Origin of the sequence: Actinacidiphila acidipaludis (genome assembly GCF_019890725.1) — a bacterium.
GTDB lineage: Bacteria > Actinomycetota > Actinomycetes > Streptomycetales > Streptomycetaceae > Actinacidiphila > Actinacidiphila acidipaludis.
Genome location: NZ_JAINZZ010000018.1, coordinates 68,977 through 94,276, shown reverse-complemented (window position 1 = coordinate 94,276; position 25,300 = coordinate 68,977). Strand labels below are relative to the sequence as shown.

The following is a 25,300-nucleotide window of genomic DNA, read 5'->3' as shown; positions in this document are numbered from 1 at the left end:
CAGGACCGCGGACCGGACGGGACGGAGCCGTCACGGCCCGGGCGGGGTGTTCACGGGCGCATCGAGGCCGCCAGGTCCGCGAGCCCGGACATGGTCTGGGCGTGCAGGCCGCCGCCGAACGTGACCCGGGTGGCGCCGAACACGCCGAGCTCCGCGGGCGCGGGTCCGCCCGCCTTGCACAGGGCGTTCAGCGGCAGACCGATCTGCTCGGCCAGATCGGCGAGTTGGGCGGGCGGCGCCATGATCGGGTACACGCAGTCCGCGCCGGCCTCGGCGTACAGCCGGCCGCGCTCGACGGCCGCCGCGGTCGTCCGGTCACCGCGCAGGAACGTGTCGATCCGCGCGTTGATCACCAGCGCGTCGCCGGCCGCCGCCCGCACCTCGGCGAGCCAGTCCGCCTGCCGCCGCGGGTCCTTGAGGGCCCTGCTCGCCGGATCGGAGTCCTCCAGGTTGCAGCCCGCCGCGCCGGCCTCCAGCAGCCGCTCCACCAACTCACCGGCAGGCAGGCCGTATCCGGCCTCCACGTCCGAGGTCACCGGCACGTCCACCGCGCGGGTGATCCGCGCGATCGCCGCGAACATCTCGGCGGGCGGCATCCCTTGGCCGTCCGCGTACCCCAGGGAGGCGGCCACGCCCGCGCTGGGCGTCGCCAGCGCCGCGAAGCCCGCGTCGGCGAAGACGCGGGCGCTGGCCGCGTCCCACGGCCCGGGCAGGACGAGCGGGTCGCCCGCCGCCCGGCCGTGGTGCAGGCTCCGCAACGCCTGTGCCGGCGCGCTCACTCGGCACCGCCCGGCTGCCTGCGGAAGGTGACGCCGAAGCGGTTCCACGCGTTGATCGCGACGATCGCCCCGACCAGGCGCGCCAGTTCGGCGTCGTCGAAGTGCTCGGCGGCCCGCTCGTACACCTCGTCCGGCACGAAGCCGTCGGTGAGCAGGGTGATCGCCTCGGTCAGCGCCAGCGCCGCCCGCTCCTTGGGGGTGTAGAGGTCCCGCACCTCCTGCCAGGCGTCGAGCAGGAAGATCCGTCGGTCGCTCTCACCGGCCTTGCGGGCGTCCGCGGTGTGCATGTCCAGGCAGAACGCGCAGCGGTTGATCTGCGAGGCCGGGATCTTCACCAGTTCGGCGATCACGGGGTCCAGGCCCTGCGCGGCGGCCTGGCTGAACGCCAGCATGCTCCTGAACATGTCCGGCGCGTGCCGGGCGTAGTCGATGCGCCCGGTCTCGGTTGCGTTCGTCATGCCCTGAACCTAAGGCCCGGCCGGGCCGCGGACCTGGACCAGTCGTCCAGCGGATTCCTGGGCCAATCTGATAGGAAGGCCCGATGATCCGAGGCAGCAAGGTCGGGCTGAGGGCCCGTCAGGAGAGCGATCTGGCCGTTCTCCACGAGGAGTTGTACAACGACGTGCTCACGTTCGCCCGCGCCGACGGCCGCGCGTGGCGCCCGGCGTCCCTGCCCGAGCACTCCGGGCGGAAGCTGCTGGAACCCACCGACGACCTGGCGATGTTCTCGGTGGTCGAACTCGCCACCGGGGAACTGGCCGGTGAGGGGCTGCTGTGGGACATCGACCTGTTCCAGCGGTCGGCCCATCTCGGCCTGTCGCTGCGTCCGGCCTTCCGCGGACGCGGCCTCGGCAGTGATCTGGTGCGGGTGCTGTGCACGTACGGGTTCGTGATCCGCGGACTGCGCCGTCTCCAGGTCGAGACGCTCGCCGACAACGACGCGATGCTCACCGCCGCCGAGAGGGCCGGCTTCCGCCGGGAGGGGACGCTGCGGCGCGCGGCATGGGTGTACGGGCGCGAACTCGACCAGGTGGTCCTGGGGATGCTGCACGACGAGTGGGAGCCGGAGGAGGGCGAGGTGCCCGCGGGCGGGGCCGCGCCGGCCCGGCTCAGTCCTTGAGGCGGGCCTCGTCGAGCCGGTCCAGGATGGCGTCCACCGTCTCGTCCGGGGTCTGCGCGCTGCTGTCCAGCCACAGGCCGATGTGCGGGGTCTGCTCGCGCAGGACCTGGTCGAGGCCGCCGACCGTCCAGGAGCCGTAGCCGGTCTTCGCCCGGGCGGCCTCCCGCTCGGCGACGGCGTCGCGCGAGGGGGCCAGCACCACGAGGTAGAGCGGGCGGGTGGCGATGGCCGCCAGGTACGGCTCGAGGTGCTCGCCGAGCACGACGTCCTGGACGACGGCGGTCCAGCCCGCGGCCGCGTACAGGTCGGCGGTGGACGCCGACACGCGGTAGCGCGGGCGCAACTGCTCGACGGCCTCGTCGCCGTGCCGCGGCACCGGCTCGCGACGGCCGGACACCAGCATCCGGCGGAACACGTCGCCGCGGACGTGCACCGCGCGCGGCAGCCGCTCCGCCAGCAACTGCGCGACCGTCGACTTGCCCGAGGCCATGACCCCGGTGATGACCATGACGGCGCGTTCCAGCACCACGTCACCCACAGCTCGCCCCCTTCCGGTGGACGCCCCCGTCCGACGGACGAGCATTGCAGCCCGGCGGGCCGGTCTCAACCGTTCCACGCCACGGGGTCATGTCCCTGCAAGACAGGGTGTCAACACGGGGGGGGGGGGCAGGGATGCGGCGGGCCGCTCGGGGTGGCGGGGGATGCGGCCGGCCGCGAGCGGGCGGCCGGCCGGGAGCTGGAGGCCGTGACCGGAATCGAACCGGCGTCACTCGCTTTGCAGGCGAGTCCCTCAACCACTCGGGCACACGGCCGTGTGCTGGTGCGTGCTTCGACGATGGCGGGCGGTGGGTGGGGTGGTCAACGGGTTCGGGCGGGGTGCCATGCGACTGCCACACGGCGTTCACGGGCGTTCATGAACCGGGTCCCGGGACCGAGGACCAAAGTCGCAGACGCACCAGTCGTCCGGCAGGGGTGAAAGGGGGGATTGCCCCTTACCCTGGGCAGGTGACAGTTGTACCGGCCAACCAGGGCGAGCAGAGTGACCAGGAGATACGCGGCGCGCGGGAGGCCGCGGACGAGGGCGGCGTCCTCGGACGCGAGTACCGCGCCCTGACCCTGGGCATCGTGTCCGTCGTGCTCATGATCGCCTTCGAGGCGACCGCGGTCGGCACCGCCATGCCCATCGCCGCACGCGACCTCCACGGCCTCGGCCTCTACGCCTTCGCGTTCTCCGGCTACTTCACCACCTCGCTGCTCGCCATGGTGGTCAGCGGCCAGTGGTGCGACCGCAGCGGCCCGCTGCCCCCGCTGGCCGGCGGCATCGCCGGGTTCGCCGCCGGCCTGGTCATCAGCGGCACCGCCCACTCGATGAGCCTGTTCGTCCTCGGCCGCGCCGTGCAGGGCCTGGGCGGCGGCCTGGTGATCGTCGCCCTGTACGTCGTCGTGGGCCGCGCCTATCCCGAACGCCTGCGGCCCTCGGTGATGGCCGCGTTCGCCGCGTCGTGGGTCGTGCCGTCCATCGTCGGGCCCCTGGTGTCCGGCACGGTCACCGAACAGCTCGGCTGGCGCTGGGTGTTCCTGGCCATCCCGGTCCTCGTGGTGCTCCCGCTGGCCGTCATGCTGCCCGCGCTGCGCCGTACCGCCCACGCCCCCGCCGACACCGGCGCCCAGCGCATGGACGGCCGCCGCATCTGGCTCGCGGTCGCCCTCGCGGTCGGGGCCGTCCTGCTGCAGTACGCGGGGCAGGACCTGCGGCCCGTCTCCGTGGTGCCCGCGGTGGTCGGCGCGGTGCTGCTCGTCCCGGCGGCCCTGCGGCTGCTGCCCGCCGGAACCTTCCGCGCGGTTCGCGGGCTGCCCACCGTGATCCTCATGCGCGGCATCGCGGCCGGCACCTTCCTGGCGGCCGAGAGCTTCATCCCGCTGATGCTCGTCACCCAGCGCGGGCTGTCGGCCACCCTGGCCGGCCTGTCCCTGGCCGGCGGCGGCCTCACCTGGGCGCTCGGCTCCTACGTCCAGGCCCGGCCCCGTCTCGAACCCCTGCGCGGGCGGCTGGTCCAGGCCGGCATGGTCATGTCGGCCGCGGCGATCGCGGCGGTGCCGCTGGCGCTGGACCACGCGGTGCCGCCGGCGGTCGTCGCGGTGGCCTGGTGCGTGGGCGGGCTCGGCATGGGACTGGTCATCTCGTCCCTGAGCGTCCTCCTGCTCAAGGTCTCGCCCCCGAGCGACGCGGGGGCGAACTCGGCGGCCCTGCAGGTGAGTGACTCCCTGGCGAACGTGCTGCTGGTCGCGGCGGCGGGGACGGTGTTCACGGCGCTGGGCGGAGGGTCGGTGGCGCCCTCCGCGGTTTCCGCTGCCGCGGGGGCTTCCCATGGGCATCCTGCGGCGTTCGCGGCGGTGTTCCTGCCGGCGGCCGCGCTCGCTCTCCTCGGCGCGCTCGTCGCCCCCCGCCTCCACCCCCGCGGGTAGCTCCGCTGGGTTGGCGGGGGCCGGTCCGTCCTGCCCTTTGCGGAGAGTCGGCAAGGCACCGCAAGGGGCAGGACGTGCACCGGCCGGGGGGAGAGGGAGGGGCCGAGCTGTGATGTGGGTCGCAACCCCGGCAAGGGGCCTGCGTCGTACCGCGCCCGCACCCCACCGCCGGATAGGCTGAGGCGGTTTTCGTACCGGGCGGGCGCCAGCCCTCCCTTCCGTACAGGCGGGCGCCAGCCCGATGATGCCGACCCCGACGGAGACCGTGACTACCACCGCCTCGCACTCGTCCCACCACCTCTCACCCGCCTTCCCCGGCCGCGCACCCTGGGGAACGGCGAACAAGCTGCGGGCCTGGCAGCAGGGGGCCATCGACGCGTACGTGGCCCGGCAACCGCGGGACTTCCTGGCGGTGGCCACGCCGGGCGCCGGCAAGACCACCTTCGCGCTGACCCTCGCCTCGTACCTGCTGCACAACCACCTGGTGCAGCAGATCACCGTCGTCGCGCCCACCGAGCACCTGAAGACGCAGTGGGCGGAGGCGGCGGCGCGGATAGGGATCCGGCTCGACCCGGAGTACAGCGCCGGCCCGGTGAGCCGGGAGTACCACGGGGTGGCCGTGACGTACGCGGGCGTCGGCGTACGCCCCATGCTGCACCGCAACCGCTGCGAGCAGCGCAAGACCCTGGTGATCCTGGACGAGATCCACCACGCGGGCGACAGCAAGTCGTGGGGCGAGGCGTGCCTGGAGGCGTTCGACCCGGCGACCCGCCGCCTCGCGCTGACCGGCACCCCGTTCCGCTCGGACACCAACCCGATCCCGTTCGTGACGTACGAGGAGGGCAACGACGGCATCCGCCGGTCAGCCGCCGACTACACGTACGGATACGGCAACGCGCTCGCCGACGGCGTGGTGCGGCCGGTGATCTTCCTCAGCTACAGCGGCACGATGCGCTGGCGCACCAAGGCCGGTGACGAGCTGTCCGCGCGGCTGGGCGAGCCGATGACGAAGGACGCGATCGGCCAGGCGTGGCGGACCGCGCTGGCCCCCACCGGCGACTGGATCCCCAACGTGCTGCGGGCCGCCGACCAGCGCCTCACCGAGGTCCGCAAGGGCATCCCGGACGCCGGCGCCCTGGTGATCGCCACCGACCAGGACTCGGCCCGCGCCTACGCCAAGCTGATCAAGGAACTGACCGGCCACAAGGCCACGTTGGTGCTCTCCGACGACGTCGGCGCGTCCAAGCGCATCGAGCAGTTCAGCCAGAGCGAGGACCGCTGGATGGTCGCGGTCCGGATGGTCTCCGAGGGCGTGGACGTGCCGCGGCTGGCCGTCGGGGTGTACGCCACGACGATCTCGACGCCGCTGTTCTTCGCGCAGGCCGTCGGCCGCTTCGTGCGGTCGCGGCGCCGTGGCGAGACCGCGTCGGTGTTCGTCCCGACGATCCCGATGCTGCTGGAGTTCGCCGCGCAGATGGAGGTCGAGCGCGACCACGTGCTCGACCGGCCGAAGAAGCAGGGCGAGGACGACCTGTTCGCCGAGGAGGACGAGCTCCTCGCGGACGCGGAGCGGGCCGAGGACGAGGTCACCGACGACGACATGCTGCCGTTCGAGGCGCTGGAGTCCGACGCCGTCTTCGACCGGGCGCTCTACGACGGCGCCGAGTTCGGCATGCAGGCGCACCCGGGCAGCGAGGAGGAGCAGGACTACCTCGGCATCCCCGGGCTGCTGGAGCCCGACCAGGTGCGCATACTCCTGCAGAAGCGGCAGGCCCGGCAGATCGCCCACAGCAGGAAGAAGCCGGACGAAGAGGCCGATCTGCTCGAACTGCCCGCCGAGCGGCGTCCGGTGGTCACCCACCGCCAGCTGCTGGAGTTGCGCAAGGAGCTCAACACCCTGGTGGCCGCGTACAACCACCAAAGCGGCAAACCGCACGGCGTGATCCACAACGAACTGCGCCGGGTGTGCGGCGGCCCGCCGAGCGCGGAGGCCACCGCGGGGCAGCTCGAGGAGCGCATCAAGAAGGTCCGGGAGTGGGCCACCCGTATGCGGTGATCTCTGCCGTATTGCCGAGAACGCCCCCGCCGCGTTCCTCAAACTCGGGTCAAAGCAGCGCCCGGATTGTGGACGACCTCTTCCGCTGAGCGGTACTCGGTCGCTACGGTGCCGGTCACGCACGCGCCGTGGCAGTGCAGCCGCGGAGCGCAGCCGGTATGCCGACACCGACCGGCGGCCTCTCCGCGCGCACTGCCGCGGGACCGGCAGGGCGCTCATTCGTGAGATGCGCCGCCGATTTCACGAGGAGGGGGCGTCGTGACCGCGGAGACGTCTCAAACGCTCGACCGGGGCCTGCGGGTCCTGAAACTGCTCGCCGACACCGACCACGGCCTGACCGTGACCGAGCTGGCCGCCAAACTCGGCGTCAACCGCACCGTGGTGTACCGGCTGCTGGCCACGCTGGAGCAGCATTCGCTGGTCCGCCGTGACGTCGGCGGCCGGGCGCGGGTCGGGCTCGGGGTCCTGGGGCTGGCCCACCAGGTGCACCCGCTGCTGCGGGAGGCGGCGCTGCCCGCGCTGCGCTCACTGGCCGAGGACATCGGCGCGACCGCGCACCTGACCCTGGTCGACGGCACCGAGGCGCTGGCCGTCGCGGTCGTCGAGCCGACGTGGACCGACTACCACGTGGCGTACCGCACCGGGTTCCGGCACCCGCTGGACCGCGGGGCGGCGGGCCGGGCGATCCTGGCGGGCCGCGGCATGCAGCCGGCCGCCGACGGCGGGAGCTGGGAGCCGTTCGAGGACCTCTCCGGGCTCACGGCCGGGCCCGGCGAGCCGGACGGCGGCCCCGTGCCGGCCGTGCGGATCCTGGAGGCCGCGGTGGTGGACCGGCGGCACCTGGCCGACGCGTCGCACTCCGCGGACGGCGCCGACCCGGTGCTGGGCACCGGCGTGACGGTGAACACCCTGCGCTATGTGATCACCTCCGGCGAGCTGGAGGCCGGGGCGAGCGGTGCCGCCGCCCCGCTGCTGGGCGTGCCCGGCGTCGAGGGCAGCGTCGGCGTGGTGATGCTCGCGGACTCGGTGCCCGAGAGGGTCGGGGCGCGGGTCGTGGAGGCCGCCCTCGAAGTGGCGGACGCCCTGCGCTGACGGGCGCCGGGGCGGGCTCGGGGTGAGGGCGGGGCGCCCGGTGAATTAGGGTCGCTCCCATGCCGAACCTCTCCCGCCGGTCCGTGGTGCTCTCCGTGTGTGCCGCGGTCGTGGCCGCCCTGCTGGCCGTGGCCGCGTTCGCGCCGCTGCCGGTCTCGATCGTCGAGCCGGGTCTGACCGCGAACGTGCTGGGCAGCGACAACGGCACGCCGATCATCACGGTCAAGGGCGTCCCGGTGCGCACCACCAGCGGGCAGCTGCGGCTGGTGACCGTCCAGGCCACCGCCCCGAACGCGTCCGTGCACTTCAGCGACGTGTGGTCGGCCTGGTTCAAGAACAGCCAGGCCGTCATGCCGAGGGACGCCGTCTATCCGTCCGGCGGCACGGTCGAGGAGATCAACAAGGCCAACCTGAAGGACTTCGCGCAGTCGGAGGCCGCCGCGACCTCGGCGGCGCTCAAGCAGATGGGCCTGTCGCCGTCGCAGGTTCACGTCACGCTGCGGCTCGAGGACGTCGGCGGCCCGAGCGCCGGACTGCTGTTCACGCTCGGCATCATCGACAAGGTCGACGGCGACGGGCACGGCGGTGATCTCACCGGCGGCCAGAACATCGCCGGCACCGGCACGATCGACGCCGCCGGGAAGGTCGGCGCGGTCGGCGGGGTGCCGCTGAAGGAGCAGGCGGCCCGCCGCGACGGCGCCACCGTCTTCCTGGTCCCGCGCGACGAGTGCGCCGACGCCAAGGCCGACCTGCCGAAGGGGCTGAAGCTGGTCCCGGTCACCACGCTCGACGGCGCGCTGTCCGCGCTCTCGGCGCTGCGGGCCCACAGCGCCACCCCGTCCTGCTGAGCCGCCTCAGCCGGCCGCAGGCTCCCGCACGGGGGCGGGCGGCGCCGGGACCGGAGCGCTCTCCCAGGCGCGGAAGGCCGGCACGACCAGCGGGCTGAGCGTGGTGAGCAGGTAGACCGCGCTGACCGTCGCCATGCCGGCGGTCAGGCCCGCGTACTGGACGATGAGGCCGCCGACGAGCGCGCCGAGCGGCACCGCGACCAGGACGCCCGAGGTGACCGCGCCGAACACGCGGCTGCGCAGGCGCTCCGGGCACAGCCGGACCATCTCGGTGCCGATGATCGGATTCAGCACCCCCGCGGCGAGCCCGCACACCGCGCAGGTGACCACCAGCGGGGCGAGTCCGGGCACGAACGCGCCGACGGCGGTGCGCGGGAAGCCGCACACGATGAACGCGCCGATGAACAGCGCCCGTTGGGGCAGCCGGTGGCCGAAGGCGCCGTACAGCAGGGAGCCGGCGAGCGCGGCCGCGGCGAAGGTCCCGGAGACCACGCCGACGCTCACCGAACCGCCCAGGTGCTCCCGGGCGTCGACCGGCAGCAGGACCGCCGACCACGCCTGGTCCAGGGCGTTGGTCACCATCACCATCGCCACCACCGCGAACAGCAGCCGGGCCCGGAACAGGAAGGCGTAGCCCTCGCGCAGTTGGGCCCGGTACCGGCCGAAGGTGCCCGGTTCACCGGCGGCGGCCGTGCCGTCCCCGGCGGCCGGGCTCTCCTCGGCGGGCGGCCGCACGCCGTCCCGCACGCCGGAGCCGATCAGGACCGCGGAGACGGCGAAGGTGGCCGCGTCCAGCAGCAGCACGTCGGCCGCGCCCATGGCGGCGATCAGCAGACCGGCCAGCGGGCCGCCGAGCATCCGGGCGCCGCGCGACGCGCTCTCGTAGGCGCTGGACGCCCGGGCGATGGTGGTGCCCGCGCGTTCGGCGAGCCGGGGCATCAGCACCTCGCGGGCGGTCTCGCCCGGTGCGTGGAACAGCCCGGAGACCGCGACGAGGGCGAGCAGGCCGCCGTACGACAGGTGCCCGGTCATGTGCAGCAGCGGCACGGCCGCGACCGCGAGCGCGCACACCGCGTCCGAGGCGACGCTGCTGACCGCCAGGCCCAGCCGGTCGATCAGCGGGCCGCCCAGCAGCGCGGCCAGCACGACCGGCAGCGTCCCGGCGAAGGCGGTCAGTCCGGCCCGCGCGGCGCTGCCCGTGGTCTCCAGGACGAACCACGGTATGGCGACGACGGTGAGCATGCTCCCGGCGATCGAGACGACGTTCGCGGCGAGCAGCAGCCCGAGCGGCCGCCGGTCGGTTCCGGTCCTGTGCATGGTGTCCCCCCAGGTGTGCGATGTGCGTGGGCCTGCCGCGGCGTCGATGTGCCGCGGCCGTCGGTCGTCAGTCGGTGCGGCGCGGGAACGCGTGGAAGTGGATGCGCACGCGCGCGCTGTCCTCGGTCTGCTCGGGCACCCGGCCGCGGTAGCTGTCGATCAGCGCGTGGACCTTCTCGCCGAGTTCCCGGGCGAGTCGGGGCGTCAGGCGGACCGAGAAGTCGCTGATGTCCCAGGTGCTGCGCCACTCGTCGGGCCAGTCGTCCATGGTGCCGAGCCAGGTGCTGAGCTGCTCGGCGTGGCTGGCGGCGTGGTGGTGCAGGAAGGTCGTGAGCGCGCCGCGGACCTCGGGGTCCGGGTGCCGCTCGAACTCCTCGAAGCTCTCGACGCGGCTGCCGCGGTGCACGGCCCTCCACCAGCGCTCGCGGCCGGTGCCGCGGTCCGGGTCGTCCTCGACGAAGCCGTACGAGGCGAGTTGGCGCAGGTGGTAGCTGGTGGCGCCGCTGGACTCGCCCAGCCGGGCGGCGAGTCCGGACGCGGTGGCGGGGCCGTCCTCGCGCAGCATCGCCAGCAGCCGCATGCGCAGCGGATGGGCCAGGCCGCGCAGCGAGCGCGGGCTCAGCGGCGGGGTGTCGTCGTCCTTCGGGCGGGCGGGTGTCTCGGGTGTCTCGGGCACGGTCTCAGCGTAGAAGGATGCAAAGAGCCTTTGCAATGTCTCTTTTGCAAAAAACCTTTGCATCTTGCCCGAGTGGACGTCGGCCCTGGGCGCGGGGGGACTACTCGTCGCGGGCGGCCTGCTCCACCAGCGGGATGATCCGCAGCGGCACCGGGTTCTCCATGACGATCGCGGTGGACGCCCGCACGATGCCCTCGAAGCCGACGACCCGGTCGATGACGCGCTGGAGGTCCGCGTTGGACCGCGCCACCAGGCGGCACAGCATGTCGCCCTCGCCGGTGGTGGTGTGCAGTTCGAGCACCTCCGGGACCGTCGCCAGGTGCGCGCGGACGTCGGAACCCTGGCCCTGGCGGATCTCCAGCGTGGCGAACGCGGTCACCGGGTAGCCCAGGGCGGCCGGGTCGACCTGCGGCCCGAAGCCGCGGATCACGCCGCCGGCCTGCAGTCGGTCGAGCCGCGCCTGCACGGTGCCGCGGGCCACGCCGAGCCGGCGGGAGGCCTCCAGCACCCCTATCCGCGGCTCCTGTGCCAGCAGGGTGATGAGTCTGCCGTCCAGCGCGTCGATCCCCATCCCCGCCGCCTCCCATGGTCATACTGCACAGATTGTCTCGACGATCGTGGCGTCGACTGGGCAGGGTGTCCAGCGAAAACGTGAACTATTGCGCACTCTGAGCCGCGGGGAGACGCTCTTCCCATGACTGAGAAGGATGCATTCCCGGTAAAGGGCATGGACGCCGTCGTGTTCGCGGTGGGCAACGCGAAGCAGGCGGCGCACTACTACTCGACGGCGTTCGGCATGCGCCGTGTCGCGTACTCCGGGCCGGAGAACGGCAGCCGTGAGACCGCCTCCTACGTGCTGGAGTCGGGCGGCGCCCGCTTCGTCTTCACCTCCGTCATCAAGCCCACCACCGACCACGGCCGGTTCGTCGCCGAGCACGTCGCCGAGCACGGGGACGGCGTGATCGACCTCGCGATCGAGGTCCCGGACGCCCGCGCCGCCTACGCGTACGCGGTCGAGCACGGCGCCACCGGGCTGGAGGAGCCGTACGAACTCAAGGACGAGAACGGCACGGTGGTGCTCGCCGCCATCGCCACCTACGGCCAGACCCGGCACACCCTGGTCGACCGGTCCGGCTACGACGGCCCGTACCTGCCGGGATACGCGGCGGCCGGACCGCTGGTCGAGCCTCCGCGGCACCGCTTCTTCCAGGCCGTCGACCACTGCGTCGGCAACGTCGAACTCGGCCGGATGAACGAGTGGGTGGACTTCTACAACCAGGTCATGGGCTTCACCAACATGAAGGAGTTCGTGGGCGACGACATCGCCACCGAGTACTCCGCGCTCATGTCGAAGGTCGTCGCCGACGGCAGCCGCAAGGTGAAGTTCCCGCTCAACGAGCCCGCGGTCGGCAAGAAGAAGTCGCAGATCGACGAGTACCTGGAGTTCTACGGCGGCCCGGGCGTGCAGCACATCGCGCTCGCCACCAACGACATCGTGGCCTCCGTGCGCGCGATGCGGGCCGCGGGTGTGGAGTTCCTCGACACCCCCGACTCCTACTACGACACGCTCGGCGAGTGGGTGGGCGACACCCGGGTGCCGCTGGACACCCTGCGCGAGCTGAAGATCCTCGCGGACCGCGACGAGGACGGCTACCTGCTGCAGATCTTCACCAAGCCCGTCCAGGACCGGCCCACGGTCTTCTTCGAGATGATCGAGCGGCACGGCTCCATGGGCTTCGGCAAGGGCAACTTCAAGGCCCTGTTCGAGGCGATCGAGCGCGAGCAGGAGCGCCGCGGCAACCTCTGACGGGGAGCCGCACGGATCATCCGGCTGGGGCCGCTCAGGGGGCGGCTCCGGCCGGAGCCGTCTCCGGGCCCGGGCCGGGCCCGGGTGGGCCGTCCTTCCCCGCGGCGGCCCGCGGTGACAGGGTGAAGGCATGCGCGAACTGATCGAACGGCTGCTTGAGGGCGTGCCCGCCGCCTGCGTCCTCACCGACCCGGACGTCACCGCGTCGTACGCCCGCGACCAGGCGGCGTTCGCCGACGCCGGGGCGCCCGCGGTGGTGGTGCTGCCGCGCACGGTCGAGCAGGTGCGGCACGTCATGCGGACCGCGACCGCGCTGCGCGTGCCGGTCGTGCCGCAGGGCGCGCGGACCGGCCTGTCGGGCGCGGCGAACGCCACCGACGGCTGCATCGTGCTGTCCCTGGCGCGGATGGACCGGATCCTGGAGATCGACCCGGTCGACCGGGTCGCGGTCGTCGAACCCGGCGTCGTCAACGCCGCGCTGACCCGGGCCGCCGCCGGGCACGGCCTCACCTACCCGCCGGACCCCTCCAGCTGGGAGGAGTGCACCATCGGCGGCAACATCGGCACGGGCGCCGGGGGCCTGTGCTGCGTGAAGTACGGCGTCACCGCCGAGTACGTGCTGGGCCTGGACGTCGTCCTCGCCGACGGGCGCCTGCTGAGCACCGGACGGCGCACCGCCAAGGGCGTCGCCGGCTACGACCTGACCCGGCTGTTCGTGGGCTCCGAGGGGACCCTGGGCATCGTGGTGAAGGCGGTCGTGGCACTGCGGCCCGCACCGCCCCCGCAGCTCGCGCTCGTCGCCGAGTTCCCCTCGACGACCGCCGCCGCGGCGGCCGTCTGCGCCGTCATGGAACGCGGCCACGCGCCGTCGCTGCTGGAGCTGATGGACGGTACGACCGTGCGCGCGGTCAACGACCTGGCGCGGATGGGCCTGCCGGAGTCCACCGAAGCGCTGCTGCTCGCCGCGTTCGACACCGCCGACCCCGCCGCCGACCTGGCCGCCGTCGCCGCGCTGTGCACCGCCGCGGGCGCCACCGAGGTGGTGCCGGCCGCGGACGCCGCGGAGTCCGAACTGCTGCTCCAGGCTCGGCGGTTGTCGCTGCCCGCGCTGGAGCGGCTGGCGCCCTCCCTGCTGATCGACGACGTGTGCGTGCCGCGCGCCCGGCTCGGCGACATGCTGGACGGGGTCGTCGCGATCGCCGAGAAGTACGGCCTGACCATCGGGGTGTGCGCGCACGCGGGCGACGGCAACACCCACCCCGTGGTGTGCTTCGACCCGCGGGACGCCGGCCAGACCCGGCGCGCCCGCGAGTCCTTCGACGCCATCATGGCCCTCGGCCTGGAGCTGGGCGGCACCATCACCGGCGAGCACGGCGTCGGCCGGCTCAAGAGGGAGTGGCTGGCGCGCGAGCTGGGGGAGACCGGCGTCGAGGTGCAGCGCGGCATCAAGGCGGTGCTCGACCCGCTGGGGCTGCTCAACCCCGGCACCCTCTTCTGACCCCGCTTCAGTCTCCGTCCCAGCCCAAGTCCCCGTCTCAGCCTCGGCCCCGGCCTCAGCTCGGGATTGCGTCGCCGGCCGTTCCGGCCGCGCCCGCTACGCACTCGCGTCGGGGGTGTCGTCCGTCCCGGTGGTCCAGGGGTCCCGCAGCCACAGCTCGTCCCCGGCGACGGGGGCCAGCAGCCGGCTGAGGCCGTCGTCCATGCCGAGCTGCTCGTGCTCGCTGCCGGGGGGAACGAGCCGCAGCGTGCGCTCCAGCCAGGCGGCCACCGGCGACGACGGCGCCTCCAGCAGCGCGTCGCCGTCCGGGGAACTGAGCGCCAGGCAGATCACACTGCGGCCGTTGACCTTCGTCGGCCAGATCCGCACGTCACCGTGCCCGCACGGCCGGAACACCCCCTCCACGATCAGCTCGCGGGCGAACGTCCAGTTCACCGGGGCGTCGGATCCGACGTGGAAGGTGACGTGCACGGCATAGGGATCGTCCGCGCGGTAGGCGAGCAGGGCCGGTACCGGAATGCTGCGCTCCGGTGACAGCACGAGCTGCATTTCGAGTTCGCGTTCCACCACGGTCTGCATCTGTCGACGTCCTTTCCCTCGGCGCGGTGGCCCCGGGCAGGCGGCACACGGGGCCCTGCACCTGGAAGAGAGCGCGTGCTTCTCCAACCATTACGCGGGTTGACGCGATCCGCTTCAAATTTCCCGAACCTTGGGCGACGGGTCGTGCGGGAGGGTAAGGACGAACCTCGGCGGTGCCGTGTGACGCGCCGGGCACACCGGGTCCGCCGGTCTGGTAGATGTGGACACACAGCCCCGGCCGAGCAGATACGGAACCCGTGAACCATGAGCGCACCCCCATCTGGCTCGTCCGGTTCGTCACCGTCGCCCTCTTCCCCGGCTCCGGGGTACTACCCGGACCCGTCGATTCCGAACTACATCCGCTACTGGAACGGTTCCGCGTGGGTGCCGGGGACGAGCCGCCCGGCTCCCGTCGACGCCACCCCGGAGAACCCGGCGGGCGGCGTCGCACCGGCCGCGCAGTGGCCCGTCCCGGAGGGATCGGCCCCGCAGGGATCGGTTCCGGAGACGTCCGGCCCGGCCGGCGGCCCGCCCGCGCAGGGCTCCGGTCACGCGGTGCCGGGTGCGCCGGGAGTGGCGGTGGTGCCGGCCGGCCGGGCCGTGGACGAGTCGGGGCCGATGTTCCTGGACGAGGACCCGCGGGCGCCGCGCGCCGAGACCGGTCCGGCGGGGCTGCCCCAGCAGGCGGGTCCGGGGGAGTCCGGTGGCGGGTTCGGCCCGCATGCCGGCCCGGGGCACGTCGGCTCGGGGCAGGCCGGTTCCGCCCGGCCGGGTGCGGTCGAGCCGGGGCACGGGCAGGGGCAGGACGGCGGCGGCCCCGGGCTCCCCGACGCCGGAGGTGCGGCGCGCGATCCGCGCGCCGGGCAGGGGGAAGCGCCCGCGTGGCCGTCGATGGACCGGCCCGGGCCGCAGCTTCCGCGGATCTCGTGGGGCGCCGAGCAGGCGCGGCCGGGCGCCCAGCCACCGGCTCACGCCGGGGGCCAGGCGCCGCAGGCACTCCCGGGCCAGGCGGGCGCCCAGCCTCGTGAGGCCCTCGGCGCCGGACCGGCCGCGCAGGCGAGCCCGCAGGCCCCGCTGCCCGCCCAGTCCCAGTCCGGCCGGCTCCAGCCCGCCCAGCCCGGCGGCGTCCAGCCTCAGCCGGGTCAGCAGCAACTCCAGCCGGGTCAACCGCACGCGGGGCAGCCGCAGCAGCTTCAGCCGGGTCAACCCAGCGCACTCCAGCCGGGCGCACTCCAGCCGCATCCCGCAGCGCAGGTGCTGCCCGCGCAGCCGATGCCCCGTCAGGCGCAGCCGCCCGCGCAGGACCGGTCCGCACTCGGCCCGCAGCCGGGCGCGGGCGGCCCGGGGGCGGGCGGTCCCGCGGGGAGTGCCCAGGCCGCGGGCGGGGCGCAGGCGGCGGCTCCGTGGGCCGCCCAGGTGCACGACCTGGCGCAGCCGCCGTGGCGACCCGTGCCGAGCGACCCGTTCGGCGCCGCGCAGCGGCTCGACCGGCCCGGCGGGCTGGTCCGCCGGTTCGCCGCCCGGGTGATCGACGCCGTTCTGCTCATCGCGATCACCGGCGCGGCCGCCGTTCCGCTGGGGACGGCCGCCTACCACCACGCCAAGGACAAGGTGGACCAGGCGAAGCTGACCGGCGAGACGGTCAAGGTGTGGCTGCTGGACGGGACGACCGGCGCGGAACTCGGCGCCGTGGTGGGCGTCCTGCTGGTCGCCGGGCTGCTCCTGGAGGTGCTGCCGACCGCCAAGTGGGGCCGCACGCTGGGCAAGAAGCTCGTGGGCCTGAAGGTGCTGGACATCGAGGGCCAGCTGCCGCCCGGTTTCGGCGCGAGCCTGCGCCGCTGGCTGACGCGCACGCTGCTGCACCTGACGGTGGTCGGCGTGATCGGCACCGCCTGGTGCCTGTTCGACCGGCCGTGGAAGCAGGGCCTGCAGGACAAGGCGGCCAGGACGTTCGTCGCGGGCGTCTGACGCACCGGAGGCCGGCCGGGGCGGCGGCCGGGCGGGCCGGCCACCGGCGGGCGCGCGGCGGCCCGGGGGACGGCGACCCGCGGCCGTCGCGCACCCCGGACTACCCCGAACGGGGTCCTGCGGCGGGCGGGCGTCGCGGGGCCGCGTTTCACTCGGGGCATGAGCACCGACCAGCCGCCTCCCGACCAGCCGCCCGGTCAGCCGCCGAACCAGCCCCCCAACCAGCCGCCCGGTGAACCCCCCAACCAGCCGCCGCCCAACCAGCCGCCTCCCGGCGACCCGTACTCGGGCCCGCACGGCGCACCCCCTCCGGGCGGCGGGGATCCGTACGGAGGCGGCGACGGCGGCGGACCCTACGGCGGGGGAGGCGGCCCGTACGGCGGAGGCGGGCCGTACGACCAGGGGCCCCCCGGCCGGAACCCGTACGAGGGCGGGCCGTACGGCGGTGGCGGTCCGGACCCGCTGGCCGGGATGCCCCCGCTGGCGCCGGGCGGCAGGCGGCTGCTGGCGCGGATCATCGACATCATCATCGTGCTGATCCCGTCGTTCCTGCTGGACTGGGCCGCGGTCGGCCTGCGCAACGACGACTTCACCGCCGGGCGGTCGGCGGTCGGCGGCCTGTTCACGGTCCTCATCGGCTTCGGCTACGAGTTCCTGATGACGCGGGCCACCGGGCAGACGGTCGGCAAGAGGGCGATGCGGCTGCGGGCGGCGATGCTCAGTGACGGCAGCGTGCCGAACCAGCAGGCGTCCGCGGTCCGTGCGCTGGTGCTGTGGCTGCCGGCGTTCTGCTGCAGCTGCCTGTGGTTCGTGATCATCGGGATCACGGTGCTCTTCGACCGGCCCTACAAGCAGGGGCTGGAGGACAAGGCCGCGAAGACGGTGGTGGTCGAGGCGACCTGACGCCCCGACCGGGAACCCGTCCCGTGCGCGGGCCGTCAGCGGCGCAGGGAGTGCTCGGTCATCCGGGGCTCGGCCGCCGCCACCCGGGCGCGGGGCACGGACACCGGGGCGGCCGGCCGGCCCGCGGCCGGCACGGCGGTCTCGAGGCGGCGACCGCGTGGCATCAGGGCCACGGCCACGATCACTCCCGCCAGCAGCCCGGCCGCGGCGAGGCCGGCGACGGCGGCGGCGGAACGGGCGTCGGTGGCCAGCAGCAGGGCCACCGTGGTCAGGACGACGGTCAGGGAACCGTAGGCGACCTGTGCGGTCGTGGGTCGGGGCATGAGGGAATCCGTCCTCGGGGGTACGCCGGTGCGGGGGTTCACCGGCGGGCACTGACGGGGAACGCACGGACTGACAGGTTCTCAGAGGCTGACTCTACGGTTCGGCATGCCCCGGTCCGACGCCGGGTAAGCGTCACCTTACTTTCCGTGCGGTGCACAGGGGGGCGCACGGGGTCGCACATCTGACCGCCCTGCACGGAACGCCCCGACGGCCGTCGCGCGCAGGGGAGTTGAGCCGTCCGCTGAGCGGGATCCCCGGCTCCGGAAAACGGCAAACCTACTGTCAGGTCATGCGCAAGTCAAGATCTGGTTTTTCCGTCGTCACTCCGGTGCAATGGCCTTTCCCAAGGGGAGGTCAAGGAATCTTGAAGACTCAGCGGAGGATCACCCAACCCGCCGCCCTGGCCCTCGCGATAGCCGTCCTGGGTGTGCCCGCGGTCACCGCCGCCGGCGCCCACGCGGCTGTGCCGGACCAGGCCGGACAGGCCGGCCAGGCGGCCTCGCACGATCCCGCGGCGAGCGAACCGCACGATCTGCCGGGCCCGTTCAGCAAGCAGCAGGCCGCCGAGCACAGCGCGGCCCTGCAGCAGGTCGTCTCGGGCGACGCGACGGTGCAGCAGCGCGGCGGATCCCAGGTCGTGCAACTCGGCGGCGGCAAGGGCAAGAAGAGCAAGTACGTCGAACTGGGGCGGGAGAAGACCGACAAGATCTTCACGATCCTGGTCGAGTTCGGCGACACCGTCGACACCACCACGCAGTACGACCCGGACGGCCCGGACGGGCCGAAGCCGCCGGTGGTGAAGTACGGCGGCGCCCCCGGCCCCGCGCACAACACGATCGCGGCGCCGGACCGGTCGGCCGACAACTCGACCGCCTGGCAGGCCGACTACGACCAGCAGCACTTCCAGGACCTGTACTTCTCGCACGCCGCGGACAAGGAGTCCCTGGCGAAGTACTACGAGAAGCAGTCCTCGGGCCGCTACTCGGTGAACGGCGAGGTCTCCGACTGGGTCAAGGTGCCCTACAACGAGGCGCGTTACGGCTCCAACTACTGCGGTTCCTCGACCTGCTCCAGCGCCTGGGACCTGATCCGCGACGCGACGAACGCGTACGTGGCGGACCAGAAGGCGCAGGGCCGCACCGACGCCCAGATCAAGGCGGACCTCTCGGCCTACGACCAGTGGGACCGCTACGACTACGACGGCGACGGCAACTTCAACGAGCCCGACGGCTACATCGACCACTTCCAGATCGTGCACGCCGGTGAGGACGAGTCCGCGGGCGGCGGCGTCCAGGGCACCGACGCGCTGTGGGCCCACCGCTGGTACGCCTACGGCACCAACGCCGGCAAGACCGGCCCGGCGGACAACAAGGCCGGCGGTACCCAGATCGGTGACACCGGCATCTGGGTCGGCGACTACACCCTCCAGCCGGAGAACGGCGGACTGGGCGTCTTCGCCCACGAGTACGGCCACGACCTCGGCCTGCCCGACGAGTACGACACCACCTACGCGGGCGAGTCCAACGTCGCGTTCTGGTCGCTGATGTCCTCCGGTTCGTGGATGGGCACCGGCAAGAACGCCATCGGCGACCTGCCCGACGACATGAGCGCCTGGGACAAGCTGCAGCTGGGCTGGCTCAACTACGGCACCGCCAGGGCCGCCACGCGCTCCACCACCAAGCTGGGTGTCGCCGAGTACAACACCAAGGACAAGCAGGCGCTCGTCGTCCAGCTGCCCGACAAGGCCGTCACCACCTCGATCACCGCGCCGGCCGAGGGCTCCGCGCAGTGGTGGAGCGGCATGGGCGACAACCTCGCCAACACCCTGACCCGCTCGGTCGACCTCACCGGTGCCGCCACCGCGTCCCTGAAGCTCAAGGGCTGGTGGGACATCGAGGAGAACTACGACTACCTGTACACCGAGGTGTCCACGGACGGCGGCGCGAGCTGGACCGCCCTGGACGGCACGGCGAACGGCGCCTCGATCCCGCGTGACGGCGGCAACGCGCCGGCGCTCACCGGCACCTCCGGCGCGTACAAGGACCTGGCGTTCCCGCTGGACGCCTACGCGGGCCAGCAGATCCAGCTGCGCTTCCGGTACCTCACCGACGGCGGCGTGGCGCAGAAGGGCTTCGCGGCCGACGCGATCACCGTGACCGCCGACGGCGCCACCGTGCTCAGCGACGGCGCGGAGAACGGCGACAACGGCTGGACGGCCAAGGGCTTCTCGCGGATCGGGGGGTCGTTCACCAACGACTACCCGGAGTACTACATCGCCGAGAACCGGCAGTACGTCAGCTACGACAGCACGCTGCGCACCGGCCCGTACAACTTCGGCTTCGGCGCCGCCAAGCCGGACTGGGTCGAGCACTACCCGTACCAGAACGGCCTGCTGGTCTGGCTGTGGGACACCTCGCAGGCGGACAACAACGTCGGCATCCACCCCGGTAGCGGGCAGATCCTGCCGGTCGACGCGCACGCCAAGCCCGAGAAGTGGGCGGACGGCTCGATCATGCGCAACCGCATCCAGGCGTACGACTCGCCGTTCAGCTGGTACCCGACCGTCGGCTTCACGCTGCACGCCAACGGCGTCGCGGCGAAGGTCCCGGCCAAGCTCGGCGCCCCGGTCTTCGACGACCACGCGGGCACCTACTGGTACAGCAGCAACCCCACGGGCGGCGTCCAGGTCCCGGACACCAACACCAGGATCACCATCCTGAACGAGGCCCTGGACGGCTCGACGATGACCCTCCAGGTCGGACCGAGCCACCACTGATCATGTACAGCACAGGCCAGGCACCGTTTGACCTGCGTTGATCCGGCGTTCGGCCGTCGTCCTCTGGTGGGCGGCGGCCGAAGCGCCTTAGATGAGCCCATGGCCGTCGGTGGATTCAGCAAGCTCCCGAGCGGCACGGTGATCGTCGCCCTCGCGCTGCCGCAGCCGGGATACGCCGACCACACCGTGCGGGTGGTCGTGCACGCCCTGAACCGGCAGCGGGCGCTCACCCGGCTCAGCAACCTGGGGTTCCGCGGCGCCCGGCTGAGCGGCAACGCCGAGCCGCCCACGCCGGACGAGATCACCGCGGTGCTGCACCATCCGGACGGCCTGATCTGGCGCGACTACCACGCCCGCACGGCCGATCCCTGGCACCCGATATCCGCGCTCAGCCGGGTGGCCGGCCCGCTGCCGTGAGGGACCCGCGCCTGCCCGCGCCGGTGGGGGACCCGCGCCGTCCCGGCTAGGCGCCGACCACCGGCTCGCCGGTGAGGCCCACACCCGCCGCCCGCAGGTCCGCCAGCGCCCGCTCGGTGGTCCCGGGGGCCACGCCCGCCGTCAGGTCGAGCAGGACCCGGGTGCCGAAGCCGTGGCGCGCCGCGTCCAGGGCGGTGGCCCGCACACAGTGGTCGGTGGCGATGCCGACCACGTCGACCTCGGTGACGTCCCGGTCCCGCAGCCAGTCGGCGAGCGACTCGCCGTTCTCGTCCCGCCCCTCGAAGCCGCTGTAGGCGGCGGCGTGCGCGCCCTTGTCGAAGACCGCGTCGATCGCCCCGGAGGCGACCGCGGGCGCGAAGTTCGGGTGGAAGCCCACGCCCTCGGTGCCGGCCACGCAGTGCCGCGGCCAGGACGTCACGTAGTCCGGATGCTCGGAGAAGTGCGAGCCCGGGTCGATGTGGTGGTCGCGGGTGGCCACCACGTGCCGGTAGGCGCCCGCGCCCGGCGACTCGCCGATCAGGTCGGTGATGGCGGCGGCCACGTCGGCCCCGCCGGACACCGCGAGGCTGCCGCCCTCGCAGAAGTCGTTCTGCACGTCGACGACGATCAGTGCGCGGTGCATCGGGTCCTTCCGAATCGGTACGAAGCCGGTCCGAAGCCGGTGGAACGGGCTTCGTGACGGCCTGCGGCTGTCGTGTCCAGAGCCTAGGTTCCCCCTCCTGGCGGGGGGAACACCTCGCTCCCCGGGGTGCTTACCGCTCCGGTGCGGGCGGCGGTCAGGAGCTGACGTACTCGGTGGGGAGCACGGGCTCGCCGCGGGAGAGCTGGGTGGCGGACAGGGGCAGGCCCGCGCGGGAGGCGATGTGGCGGCTGCGGACGACGTCCAGCGCCTCGCGGCCGACGATCTCGCCGCCCCGCACCAGCGGGACCAGGAGCTGCCGCTCCACCAGCTCCGGGGGCACGGGACCGCTGCCGATGACCTCCGCCTCGGCGATCCCGTCCTCGTCGACCCGCCGCGCGGCCCACTTGCGGCCGCCCACGCTGGTCTTCCCGCCCATCGACTTCTTCGCCACCGGCACCAGCGGCGCGTCCGGGGCCTCGGAGGCGGCCCGGGCGACCAGCTTGTAGACCATCGCGCAGGTGGGGTGGCCGCTGCCGGTGACCAGCGAGGTGCCGACCCCGTAGGCGTCCACCGGGGCGGCGGCCAGCGAGGCGATGGCGTACTCGTCCAGGTCCGAGGTGACCACGATCTTGGTGTCCTTCGCGCCCAGGTCGTCGAGCTGCTGTCGCACCCGGTGCGCGAGCAGCAGCAGGTCGCCGGAGTCGATGCGGACCGAGCCGAGCTCCGGCCCGGCCACCTCCACGGCGGTGCGCACCGCGGCGGCCACGTCGTAGGTGTCCACCAGCAGGGTGGTGGCGCGGCCCAGGGACTCCACCTGCGCGGTGAAGGCGCCCTTCTCGGTGTCGTGCAGCAGGGTGAAGGCGTGTGCGCTGGTGCCGATGGTGGGCAGCCCGTAGCGGAAGCCGGCCGCCAGGTTCGAGGAGGACCGGAAGCCGCCGACGTACGCGGCCCGGGAGGCGGCCACCGCGGCCAGTTCGTGGGTGCGCCGGGCGCCCATCTCCATCAGCGGGCGGCCGCCGGCCGCGACCGCCATGCGGGAGGCCGCCGCCGCGATCGCCGAGTCGTGGTTGAGGATCGACAGCACCACCGTCTCCAGCACCACCGCCTCGGCGAAGGTGCCCTCGACCCGCAGGAGCGGCGATCCGGGGAAGTACACCTCGCCCTCGGGGTAGCCCCAGACGTCGCCGGTGAAGCGGTAGCCGGCCAGCCACTCCAGCGTGGCGTCGTCGACGACCTGCTCGCGCTGGAGGAAGTCCAGCACCGGTCCGTCGAAGCGGAAGTTCTCGATGGCGTCCAGGACCCGGCCGGTGCCGGCCACGACCCCGTAGCGCCGCCCCTCGGGCAGCCGGCGGGTGAACGCCTCGAAGACCGAGCGGCGGTGCGCGGCGCCGCTGCGCAGGGCGGCCTGCAGCATGGTCAGCTCGTACCGGTCGGTGAACAGGGCGGTGGACGGCACGTCCACCGGCAAACCCAGGTCTGCTGTGCTCATGACGGAGATCCTACCCCACATCTCGTCAATCTGACGATTTCTCGTCCGGGTGCTGCGCGCTGAGGCCATTTGTGCGATGGACCACATGAGCGGCAGCATGGGTTACGTGAGTGTTGCGCCTGTCGAGATCGAACGCCCCGAGTCGAGCGAAGCCCCCTTCGAGGTACCGGAGCCGGACGTTCCGTGGGTGACCCTCGTGCACAACGACCCCGTCAACCTGATGAGCTACGTGACGTACGTCTTCCAGACGTACTTCGGCTACTCGAAGGGCAAGGCCACCAAACTGATGAAGGACGTCCACTACAAGGGCCGCGCCGTGGTCTCCAGCGGCACCCGCGAGGAGATGGAACGCGACGTGCAGGCGATGCACGGCTACGGCCTGTGGGCGACGATGTCGCAGGACCGCTGATGGGACGTCGACGCTCGCGCGCCGGCTACTTCGAGCCGGTCTCCGGCGGCGGCGCCGCCATCGCGCTCGACGAGGTGGAGATCTCCATCCTGCGCAGCCTGGCGGTGCAGCTCCTGGAACTCATCGGCCCGGGCGACCAGCCCGCCGGCGCCGACGAGGACCCGCTCGCCCAGCTCTTCGCCGAGGGCCCCACGAAGCCGCCGGACGACCCCGCGCTCGCCCGGCTGTTCCCCGACGCCTACGAGGAGCCCTCGGACGCCTCGGAGTTCCGCCGCTACACCGAGAACGACCTGCGCTCCCGCAAGCGTGAGGACGCGCTGGCGATGGTGCGCGTGCTGGACTCCGGCGGCCCGGTGCTCACGCTCAGCGCCGAGGAGGCCCGGCAGTGGCTCGGCGGCCTCAACGACCTGCGGCTGACCATCGGCACCCGGCTGGAGGTCACCGAGGACGAGAGCAACGAGCTGTACCACCTGCCCGACAGCGACTCCCGCAAGCCGCTGGTGATGGCCTACCTGTGGCTCGGCGGGCTGCAGGAGTCCCTCGTCGAGACGCTGCTGGGCTGAGCCTTTCCGGTGTCGTTCGGCCCGCGCGGCGGCGGGTGCCCGCACGCCGGGGTACCCATCGCGCATGACGGACGACGAGGGCTACGCCCGTGGACTGGGCAGCCGCCAGATCCAGATGATGGCCATCGGCGGCGCCATCGGCACCGGCCTGTTCCTGGGCGCGGGCAAGGCCATCCACCAGGCGGGTCCGAGCCTGCTGCTGATGTACGCCGTCGCCGGCGTGGCCGTGTTCTGCATCATGCGCGCGCTCGGCGAGCTGCTCACCTACCGGCCGGTCTCGGGGTCCTTCGCCGACTACGCACGCGAGTTCCTCGGGCCGTTCACCGGCTTCGCCACCGGCTGGACGTACTGGCTCATGTGGGTGGTCACCGGCATGGCCGAGGTCACCGCCGCGGCGACCTACGTGGCCTACTGGTGGCCGCAGGTGCCGCAGTGGACCGCCGCCCTCGTCTTCCTGGTGCTGCTGTTCACCGCCAACCTCATCTCGGTGCGGTTGTTCGGCGAGGTCGAGTTCTGGCTGTCGATGATCAAGGTCACCGCGATCCTCGGCATGATCCTCATCGGCCTGGGCGTCCTCACCCTGGGCCTGGGCGCCGCCGGTTCCACCGCCTCGGTGGGGCACCTGTGGCGCGACGGCGGCTTCTTCCCCCACGGCGTCGGGCGCTCCCTGATGACCCTGCAGATCGTCATGTTCGCCTATGTCGCGGTGGAACTCGTGGGCGTCACCGCCGGGGAGGCGGAGAACCCGCGCGAGACGCTGCCGAAGGCCATCAACACCCTGCCGTGGCGGATCGCGCTCTTCTACGTCGGCGCCCTCGCGGTCATCCTGTGCGTCGTGCCGTGGACGGTGTTCCAGCCCGGCGTCAGCCCGTTCGTGGCCGCGTTCGCCCGGATCGGCATCCCGCTCGGGGCCGGCATCGTCAACTTCGTGGTGCTCTCCGCGGCGCTGTCCTCGTGCAACTCCGGCATGTACTCCACCGGCCGGATGCTGCGGGACCTGGCCGCCAACGGGCAGGGGCCGCGGGTCTTCACCCGGCTCACCGGCCGCCGCACCCCGGCGGCCGGCATCCTCGCCTCGGTCGCCGTCATGGGCATCGGGGTGTGGCTCAACTACGTCGACCCGGCGGGGGCGTTCACCTACATCACCGCGTTCGCCACCGTCGCCGGGGTGTGGACCTGGGGCGTCATCCTGGCCGCCCACATCCGCTACCGGGCCGCCGTGCGCGCCGGGCGGGCCGCACCGGCCTGGTTCACCGCGCCCGGGGGAGCGGCCGCGAGCTGGTGCACGCTGGTCTTCCTCGCCGCGGTCGTGGTGCTCATCGCCGCCGACTCCCAGGCCCGCGTCTCGCTGTACGGCGCGCCGGTGTGGGCGGCCGCCCTCGCCGCGGGCTACGCCGTGCTGCGGCGCCGCAACCCCACGGCGTTCGTGCGGCGGCCCCACCTGGCGCCCGCCGGCCCCGACGCACCGGACGCCGCGGCGGCGGACGCCCCCGCCCTGTGACCGCGGACGCCCCCCCGTGATCGCGTACGGCCCCGCCCTTGTGACCGCGCGGGGCCGTGCCTTTGTTAC

General features: G+C 73.2%; 24 protein-coding genes and 1 tRNA gene. 14 read left to right on the top strand and 11 right to left on the bottom strand.

Annotation, left to right across the window (positions count from 1 at the left end; translation table 11 throughout):
• Positions 1-50: 50 nt before the first annotated feature.
• Positions 51-779 carry an isocitrate lyase/PEP mutase family protein gene (locus tag K7862_RS16875; RefSeq protein WP_222963418.1) on the bottom strand — a complete coding sequence of 243 codons (729 nt, stop codon included), beginning with the start codon at positions 777-779 and terminating at the stop codon, positions 51-53.
• On the bottom strand, positions 776-1,237 hold the full coding sequence (locus tag K7862_RS16870) for a carboxymuconolactone decarboxylase family protein (protein WP_222963417.1): 462 nt from the start codon (positions 1,235-1,237) through the stop codon (positions 776-778). The genes K7862_RS16875 and K7862_RS16870 overlap by 4 nt, the downstream gene beginning before the upstream one ends.
• Positions 1,238-1,320: 83 nt before the next feature.
• Here K7862_RS16870 and K7862_RS16865 point away from each other — a divergent pair, with 83 nt between their 5' ends.
• The gene (locus K7862_RS16865) at positions 1,321-1,899 is read left to right on the top strand and encodes a GNAT family N-acetyltransferase (RefSeq protein WP_222963416.1); all 579 of its coding nucleotides are present in this window, start codon (positions 1,321-1,323) and stop codon (positions 1,897-1,899) included.
• Here K7862_RS16865 and K7862_RS16860 read toward each other — a convergent pair.
• Entirely contained in the window at positions 1,889-2,407 is a 519-nt protein-coding gene (locus K7862_RS16860; RefSeq protein ID WP_262413297.1) for an AAA family ATPase, read from the bottom strand. The genes K7862_RS16865 and K7862_RS16860 overlap by 11 nt on opposite strands.
• Before the next feature lie 229 nt (positions 2,408-2,636).
• Positions 2,637-2,711 (bottom strand) — tRNA-Cys (locus tag K7862_RS16855).
• A gap of 238 nt (positions 2,712-2,949) precedes the next feature.
• Here K7862_RS16855 and K7862_RS16850 point away from each other — a divergent pair.
• The 4 genes from K7862_RS16850 (at position 2,950) to K7862_RS16830 (ending at position 8,361) form a co-directional block, all read left to right on the top strand.
• A complete protein-coding gene (locus K7862_RS16850) occupies positions 2,950-4,365 on the top strand; it encodes an MFS transporter (protein ID WP_308012033.1) in 1,416 nt (471 codons plus the stop codon).
• A gap of 265 nt (positions 4,366-4,630) precedes the next feature.
• A complete protein-coding gene (locus K7862_RS16845) occupies positions 4,631-6,421 on the top strand; it encodes a DEAD/DEAH box helicase (protein WP_222963414.1) in 1,791 nt (596 codons plus the stop codon).
• 258 nt (positions 6,422-6,679) lie between these two features.
• On the top strand, positions 6,680-7,513 hold the full coding sequence (locus K7862_RS38250; protein ID WP_308012030.1) for an IclR family transcriptional regulator: 834 nt from the start codon (positions 6,680-6,682) through the stop codon (positions 7,511-7,513).
• A 59-nt stretch (positions 7,514-7,572) separates the two neighbouring features.
• Entirely contained in the window at positions 7,573-8,361 is a 789-nt protein-coding gene (locus K7862_RS16830) for a S16 family serine protease (RefSeq protein ID WP_222963413.1), read from the top strand.
• Between the two features lie 6 nt (positions 8,362-8,367).
• Here K7862_RS16830 and K7862_RS16825 read toward each other — a convergent pair whose 3' ends face one another.
• The 3 genes from K7862_RS16825 to K7862_RS16815 form a co-directional block, all read right to left on the bottom strand.
• The gene (locus K7862_RS16825; protein WP_222963412.1) at positions 8,368-9,678 is read right to left on the bottom strand and encodes an MFS transporter; all 1,311 of its coding nucleotides are present in this window, start codon (positions 9,676-9,678) and stop codon (positions 8,368-8,370) included.
• Between the two features lie 67 nt (positions 9,679-9,745).
• The gene (locus K7862_RS16820; protein ID WP_372461580.1) at positions 9,746-10,354 is read right to left on the bottom strand and encodes a helix-turn-helix domain-containing protein; all 609 of its coding nucleotides are present in this window, start codon (positions 10,352-10,354) and stop codon (positions 9,746-9,748) included.
• Between the two features lie 100 nt (positions 10,355-10,454).
• Positions 10,455-10,925, bottom strand: a complete 471-nt coding sequence (locus K7862_RS16815; protein ID WP_222963410.1) for an Lrp/AsnC family transcriptional regulator — start codon at positions 10,923-10,925, stop codon at positions 10,455-10,457.
• A gap of 123 nt (positions 10,926-11,048) precedes the next feature.
• Between K7862_RS16815 and hppD the strand changes: the two genes are divergently transcribed.
• Both hppD and K7862_RS16805 read left to right on the top strand, forming a co-directional pair.
• Positions 11,049-12,161, top strand: a complete 1,113-nt coding sequence (gene hppD, locus K7862_RS16810; protein WP_222963409.1) for a 4-hydroxyphenylpyruvate dioxygenase — start codon at positions 11,049-11,051, stop codon at positions 12,159-12,161.
• A 130-nt stretch (positions 12,162-12,291) separates the two neighbouring features.
• Entirely contained in the window at positions 12,292-13,659 is a 1,368-nt protein-coding gene (locus K7862_RS16805) for an FAD-binding oxidoreductase (RefSeq protein WP_222963408.1), read from the top strand.
• 96 nt (positions 13,660-13,755) lie between these two features.
• Here K7862_RS16805 and K7862_RS16800 read toward each other — a convergent pair whose 3' ends face one another.
• Complete coding sequence (locus K7862_RS16800; protein WP_222963407.1) at positions 13,756-14,238, bottom strand: SsgA family sporulation/cell division regulator; 483 nt, start codon at positions 14,236-14,238, stop codon at positions 13,756-13,758.
• A gap of 264 nt (positions 14,239-14,502) precedes the next feature.
• Between K7862_RS16800 and K7862_RS16795 the strand changes: the two genes are divergently transcribed.
• Positions 14,503-16,206 carry an RDD family protein gene (locus K7862_RS16795; protein WP_222963406.1) on the top strand — a complete coding sequence of 568 codons (1,704 nt, stop codon included), beginning with the start codon at positions 14,503-14,505 and terminating at the stop codon, positions 16,204-16,206.
• 159 nt (positions 16,207-16,365) lie between these two features.
• Positions 16,366-17,109 carry an RDD family protein gene (locus tag K7862_RS16790; protein WP_222963405.1) on the top strand — a complete coding sequence of 248 codons (744 nt, stop codon included), beginning with the start codon at positions 16,366-16,368 and terminating at the stop codon, positions 17,107-17,109.
• A 35-nt stretch (positions 17,110-17,144) separates the two neighbouring features.
• Here K7862_RS16790 and K7862_RS16785 read toward each other — a convergent pair whose 3' ends face one another.
• The gene (locus K7862_RS16785; RefSeq protein ID WP_222963404.1) at positions 17,145-17,432 is read right to left on the bottom strand and encodes a hypothetical protein; all 288 of its coding nucleotides are present in this window, start codon (positions 17,430-17,432) and stop codon (positions 17,145-17,147) included.
• A 365-nt stretch (positions 17,433-17,797) separates the two neighbouring features.
• Between K7862_RS16785 and K7862_RS16780 the strand changes: the two genes are divergently transcribed.
• Complete coding sequence (locus tag K7862_RS16780) at positions 17,798-20,209, top strand: immune inhibitor A domain-containing protein (protein WP_262413278.1); 2,412 nt, start codon at positions 17,798-17,800, stop codon at positions 20,207-20,209.
• 99 nt (positions 20,210-20,308) lie between these two features.
• The gene (locus K7862_RS16775) at positions 20,309-20,626 is read left to right on the top strand and encodes a hypothetical protein (RefSeq protein ID WP_222963402.1); all 318 of its coding nucleotides are present in this window, start codon (positions 20,309-20,311) and stop codon (positions 20,624-20,626) included.
• 46 nt (positions 20,627-20,672) lie between these two features.
• On the opposite strand, the gene K7862_RS16770 is transcribed toward K7862_RS16775, so the two are convergent.
• Both K7862_RS16770 and K7862_RS16765 read right to left on the bottom strand, forming a co-directional pair.
• Complete coding sequence (locus tag K7862_RS16770; RefSeq protein WP_222963401.1) at positions 20,673-21,269, bottom strand: isochorismatase family protein; 597 nt, start codon at positions 21,267-21,269, stop codon at positions 20,673-20,675.
• A gap of 154 nt (positions 21,270-21,423) precedes the next feature.
• A complete protein-coding gene (locus K7862_RS16765) occupies positions 21,424-22,758 on the bottom strand; it encodes a nicotinate phosphoribosyltransferase (RefSeq protein WP_222963400.1) in 1,335 nt (444 codons plus the stop codon).
• A gap of 97 nt (positions 22,759-22,855) precedes the next feature.
• Between K7862_RS16765 and clpS the strand changes: the two genes are divergently transcribed.
• The 3 genes from clpS to K7862_RS16750 all read left to right on the top strand — a co-directional run bounded on the left by clpS (position 22,856) and on the right by K7862_RS16750 (position 25,231).
• A complete protein-coding gene (gene clpS / locus K7862_RS16760) occupies positions 22,856-23,167 on the top strand; it encodes an ATP-dependent Clp protease adapter ClpS (protein ID WP_222963458.1) in 312 nt (103 codons plus the stop codon).
• Positions 23,167-23,730, top strand: a complete 564-nt coding sequence (locus tag K7862_RS16755; RefSeq protein WP_222963399.1) for a DUF2017 domain-containing protein — start codon at positions 23,167-23,169, stop codon at positions 23,728-23,730. The genes clpS and K7862_RS16755 overlap by 1 nt, the downstream gene beginning before the upstream one ends.
• A gap of 64 nt (positions 23,731-23,794) precedes the next feature.
• Positions 23,795-25,231: an amino acid permease gene (locus K7862_RS16750; RefSeq protein ID WP_222963398.1), complete on the top strand. Its 1,437-nt coding sequence runs from the start codon at positions 23,795-23,797 to the stop codon at positions 25,229-25,231.
• Positions 25,232-25,300 lie beyond the last annotated feature (69 nt).

Coding starts and splice junctions, on each gene's coding strand:
- K7862_RS16870 (WP_222963417.1), bottom strand. CDS start 1,237: ATGACGAACGCAACCGAGACCGGGCGCATCGACTACGCCCGGCACGCG.
- K7862_RS16865 (WP_222963416.1), top strand. CDS start 1,321: ATGATCCGAGGCAGCAAGGTCGGGCTGAGGGCCCGTCAGGAGAGCGAT.
- K7862_RS16860 (WP_262413297.1), bottom strand. CDS start 2,407: ATGGTCATCACCGGGGTCATGGCCTCGGGCAAGTCGACGGTCGCGCAG.
- K7862_RS16830 (WP_222963413.1), top strand. CDS start 7,573: ATGCCGAACCTCTCCCGCCGGTCCGTGGTGCTCTCCGTGTGTGCCGCG.
- K7862_RS16825 (WP_222963412.1), bottom strand. CDS start 9,678: ATGCACAGGACCGGAACCGACCGGCGGCCGCTCGGGCTGCTGCTCGCC.
- K7862_RS16815 (WP_222963410.1), bottom strand. CDS start 10,925: ATGGGGATCGACGCGCTGGACGGCAGACTCATCACCCTGCTGGCACAG.
- hppD (WP_222963409.1), top strand. CDS start 11,049: ATGACTGAGAAGGATGCATTCCCGGTAAAGGGCATGGACGCCGTCGTG.
- K7862_RS16805 (WP_222963408.1), top strand. CDS start 12,292: ATGCGCGAACTGATCGAACGGCTGCTTGAGGGCGTGCCCGCCGCCTGC.
- K7862_RS16800 (WP_222963407.1), bottom strand. CDS start 14,238: ATGCAGACCGTGGTGGAACGCGAACTCGAAATGCAGCTCGTGCTGTCA.
- K7862_RS16795 (WP_222963406.1), top strand. CDS start 14,503: ATGAGCGCACCCCCATCTGGCTCGTCCGGTTCGTCACCGTCGCCCTCT.
- K7862_RS16790 (WP_222963405.1), top strand. CDS start 16,366: ATGAGCACCGACCAGCCGCCTCCCGACCAGCCGCCCGGTCAGCCGCCG.
- K7862_RS16785 (WP_222963404.1), bottom strand. CDS start 17,432: ATGCCCCGACCCACGACCGCACAGGTCGCCTACGGTTCCCTGACCGTC.
- K7862_RS16775 (WP_222963402.1), top strand. CDS start 20,309: ATGGCCGTCGGTGGATTCAGCAAGCTCCCGAGCGGCACGGTGATCGTC.
- K7862_RS16770 (WP_222963401.1), bottom strand. CDS start 21,269: ATGCACCGCGCACTGATCGTCGTCGACGTGCAGAACGACTTCTGCGAG.
- K7862_RS16765 (WP_222963400.1), bottom strand. CDS start 22,758: ATGAGCACAGCAGACCTGGGTTTGCCGGTGGACGTGCCGTCCACCGCC.
- clpS (WP_222963458.1), top strand. CDS start 22,856: ATGGGTTACGTGAGTGTTGCGCCTGTCGAGATCGAACGCCCCGAGTCG.
- K7862_RS16755 (WP_222963399.1), top strand. CDS start 23,167: ATGGGACGTCGACGCTCGCGCGCCGGCTACTTCGAGCCGGTCTCCGGC.
- K7862_RS16750 (WP_222963398.1), top strand. CDS start 23,795: ATGACGGACGACGAGGGCTACGCCCGTGGACTGGGCAGCCGCCAGATC.